This window comes from uncultured Gimesia sp., assembly GCF_937919775.1.
In the GTDB taxonomy this organism is placed as follows: Bacteria; Planctomycetota; Planctomycetia; order Planctomycetales; family Planctomycetaceae; genus Gimesia.
In genome coordinates this window covers 1-4194 of sequence record NZ_CALFPF010000005.1, presented here as the reverse complement: position 1 = coordinate 4194, position 4194 = coordinate 1, and the positions used below count along the sequence as shown (strand labels likewise).

Sequence of the window (4194 nt, the reverse complement as noted above, 5' to 3'; positions counted from 1 at the left end):
TCAATTCATGAGAAACATTCGCTACAAATTCCTGTCTCAACGACTCCAGTCGGCGCAACTCAGTCATATCGAACAATACAATCACCAGTCCGGGGCATGGTGTTCCCGGCAGAGGGGTTGTCGTGACCCCCAGAATACGATCGCTCGTACTCTCCAGTTCGACTTCCATCCGCTGGGGCTCCAGAGTCTTCAGTACCTCCGTCACCGCTTTTTGCAGCTGATGATTACGCACCGATTCAAATAGCGCTTTTCCCTGAGCCTGATCAGGCGCGAAAAACAGCAGACGCCCTGCAGATTCGTTGGCAAACAGAACATGCTGACGCTCATTGATGGCAATAACTCCCTCCACCATCCCTTCCAATACGGTACTCAAGCGGTCGCCGCTTGCCTGCAACTGCCTGACGCGTTCCGCCATTTCCTTACTCATATGATTAAAGGACTGCGCCAGAATTCCCAGTTCATCATGCTGTGGAAAATAGAGCTTTTGATCATAATCCCCGCCTGCAATCGACTCGGCTGCATTGGTCAGGATGGTCAAGGGACGGATCATCCGGGCAACAACCCAATACGTCAGCAACATCACCGTGAAACTGACCAGTAACGCAATACTCCAGATCAACTTTTCAATAGACGAAATCTCTGTCTGAATTTTGGCCATGGTCATGGCCATCCGCACGATGCCCTCTGGCTCTCCTCCTTCTTTAAACAGGACTGCATAATAGAGCATGGGCTCACTTAAAGTCGGACTGAGTCGTTTCGATTCTCCAGCCCCGGTAGACATCGCCTGAATGACTTCGACCCGGTTTTTATGATTTTCCATGGCTCGCACCAACTCCAGAGTATCCTGGTCGGAGTCAGCGATCACCACGCCGTCCATACCGATCAAAGTCAGACGCATACCGGTCTCTTCACCCAGTTTTTTGACTTTTTCCTGCAGACGTTCCGTAATCCCCTGCTGAAAAACTCCATCCAGGCTGCTGCGCATGATCACGGCAGAATCATGCAGGCGCTGTTGAACTTCCTCGACGACCTGCGTTTGCTGACGGCCTGAAACAATCAGAACAAAGACAATCGCAGACACAATATTTAAACCGGCATAAACCAGAAACAGCTTCCAGAACAGACGCGAAGACCACATTGATACATCCACCTTGATGACTACCAGAGTATTCCACGAAACCGTAACGACCCATCATCTTTGGTAATTTGGACCGAATGGCTCTGAAAACGCTGCAATAAACCCGAATCCGGGCTAAAAAAGAATTCGACTATTGTGAACCCGATGCCTGTCTGTTCGCAAGGGCTGAACATCATTTTCATCAAGACTTCAGTAGAACCGTAAAAAAACGCGGATCTGTGACCGTGAATTACTTCCAGTAACAAAAAATCCACGTGAGTTGTGCGATCAGGCCCGGGACTCATTCCATACATGTCGCAATTCGCGCTCATCAAAAAAAGCGGGATATTTTCACGAATCTCGAAATCGAACATTTTCCCTTGAAAGCAAGGACTTTTTTTTAGATTGACTCGGAGCCGCCGTCACATAAACTGCGTTCCAAGAGTCGCGCGCGGGGAAGGGGTTTATCACCTGTAAACAGATGGCACTCGTCGCTGCTCCGCTGGAAAATCATCCCGGTTTTGATACGCGATTACTGAGCAGCCCTCGATCCACACCTTAATGCAGTCTGTTTTCAATCGCGTTCGCACCAATTTCACTCTGATTTCATAGAAGTTCATCTCGCCATCATTCCGCTTCACAAGTCCCAAAATATTCTTGACTCTCTCACGCCAATCAGCATGATTGCCATTCGTGGAACTTCAAGTCACGTGTATCAGAATTATCCTGAAACCCGCAAGGATTCCTGAACGAGGCATCTGTCACCAGAACAGGCTGGACACCAAAATCGCATCCCGGCTCTGCTAACCGCAATGTGTGAATCGACCATTTATTACGAGAAGCCGCTGAATAGGGAACCGCAACAAACTATCATTACCAAAGAGGGAACCTGCAATTCGATGAGTGCTGGTCAGCCTGGATCCAGGTTAATGCAGGGTCTTCAGCGCCATGTGATCGAGTCTGTTGGCACGAGTCTGTCATCTTAAGCGAGATCCGTTTGAACGAGGGGTAACACAAACCGGAGAAGTGTTGCCAGCACTCCTCCGGCTGTCTTTAATCAGCGTTTTTTTTGCCCTGCAGTTCAAATTTGAACTCGCCTCCCACGGGGGGCACAATCGCAGTCAACTTTGTTGCTGAGATGTCACTATACTGACGGGGAAGCGATTCCACAGCGATCCCCCCTGCTCCGGCCCCTTCTCCGACCCCTTCCGGGGGAAGCGGTGTTCCATCCCCCCGCAGCAAAAGACTGATCACAACTTTGTAGTCTCCGGGAGGGGCTCCATCCCCACCATGTTGCTGTGTCAGCTTGTATTCCCCTGACTCATCTGTCTTTCCCTGACACTCCGTCCCCACTGTCTGCCCCTGCGGAATAAATGTGACAGTCGCAGCAGACAGCGGTTGACCATTCCAGGTAACGACACCAGACACGGGAACCGTATCAGGCAGCGTTTTTGCTTCCGGGTTCGCGCCACAACCTGCGGCCGTTCCCAGTAAGATCATTACAAGACAAACACGTAACATACTCCGGTACTCCTATCACTGCTGAGCCGTTGATAAGGTTTGACAAGACGATCAGTCTCCCTCATCAGCTTGCATTCAATGAGATCAATTTAAGGAATTAAAATTCGCCTATCACTTTACCATCGGCGATCCGTGATAAATTGATCCGGGTAGTCGTATCGATATTTTCGCTGAGAAAACGGACCGCGCCGTCTCCCATTAGAATATGGATGCCCCCTCTGTGGAGACTGCCGGCAAATCCCCAGCTATCCAGCTTTCCCGTAGCTGCTCCATCGACAGCGAAAATGTTGATGCCGCGATGTTCGAGACTAATACCCACCATGGTATGCCCGCGGTAACCCCAGGCAGTTGAGTTACCATTACGTACGGACCGGGTTGTCTCTGCCATGGCAATCGTATTGCTGGTTCCATCCACAACATCACGAACTGAGCACGTACTGTTATCACCAAACATGGCGCGCGTCGCCAGAGCGATGGAATTCCATTCAGCACAGGTTTGCCAGAGATTCGAGTTGGCGATGAAGTCATAGTTGGTTCTACCTGCACCGCTGTGCGTTGTATTGCTGGACGTGGGCGCATAACAGCTCTGCCCCGGTGGTATGCGTGTGGGATTCGGGTCTGTCGGGCACAGGAAAGCAGGCAGCACTTCCTGCACTGGAGCCAGATTACCATTCGTCGAAGGGTCATCTGCGTGTGTTCCAATCAGACCACTGTTACAACCGGAGACCTCCCACGTATACATCGTTCCGTTAAAGTTGAATTTGTTATAGAGTGGTGCCTGATCAAGAAATGGCAGTAACATCACCAGGCCCGAACTGTTCAAATCCGGTGTCGTACAACGCCCAATGTTTCCCGGTGGAAAAACGCGATGCGTATCGAGATAGTTATGCAGCGACAATCCCAGTTGCTTCAGATTATTTTTACAAGTTGAACGCCGGGCCGCTTCACGTGCCTGTTGAACTGCCGGAAGCAACAATGCAATCAGAATCGCAATAATCGCGATCACGACCAGCAACTCAATCAATGTAAATCCACGTTTCTGAAAATGTTCCCGCTTCATGTTTCACTTCCTTTTATGATATCAAATAGAGGAAAAAGACGAACCGCGATTTAAGAACTCCACACAGTAAAAACAGACTTTACTTTCAAGCGACTCACGGAACGCATTGATCGAAATTTCGGTCGACGACGGAATTTGAACCAGAACCAGCGAGCATTATTAACGCACTGTGTTTTGACGAGTATTTTTAGCGATCTCTATTTGAACGCTGGCTGAACAGCTGCAGAGAACTCGACGTTTTCTAATCGAACACTTTTCCATATTGAATGTTTTCCGAATTACTTTACAAACAAAAATAATCGCGGCCCATTCATTTTCAGACGGAACAATAGCACTATCAGACACACGCGCTGAGCGGGTTCAATTATCGCAGCCGGAATCGGACGCATTCGGCGAAACGGTGAAAGATCATTACAGCCCTGCCAGGCACCTGAAACCACCTATAGCTAGTGGGTGTCCCGAAAGTGGCTTCGTACGGAATTTTACGTGTTAAAGC

3 protein-coding genes are annotated in these 4194 nt (G+C 49.5%); all 3 read right to left on the bottom strand.

What is annotated here, in order from left to right:
• Window positions 1-1138: HAMP domain-containing protein (locus Q0294_RS00100; RefSeq protein ID WP_299459373.1), on the bottom strand; the 1138-nt coding region annotated here is incomplete at its 3' end.
• A 1032-nt stretch (window positions 1139-2170) separates the two neighbouring features.
• Complete coding sequence (locus Q0294_RS00095; protein ID WP_299459371.1) at window positions 2171-2638, bottom strand: carboxypeptidase regulatory-like domain-containing protein; 468 nt, start codon at window positions 2636-2638, stop codon at window positions 2171-2173.
• Window positions 2639-2735: 97 nt separating this feature from the next.
• Window positions 2736-3698, bottom strand: coding sequence for a DUF1559 domain-containing protein (locus Q0294_RS00090; RefSeq protein WP_299459369.1), 963 nt, complete (start codon window positions 3696-3698; stop codon window positions 2736-2738).
• Window positions 3699-4194 lie beyond the last annotated feature (496 nt).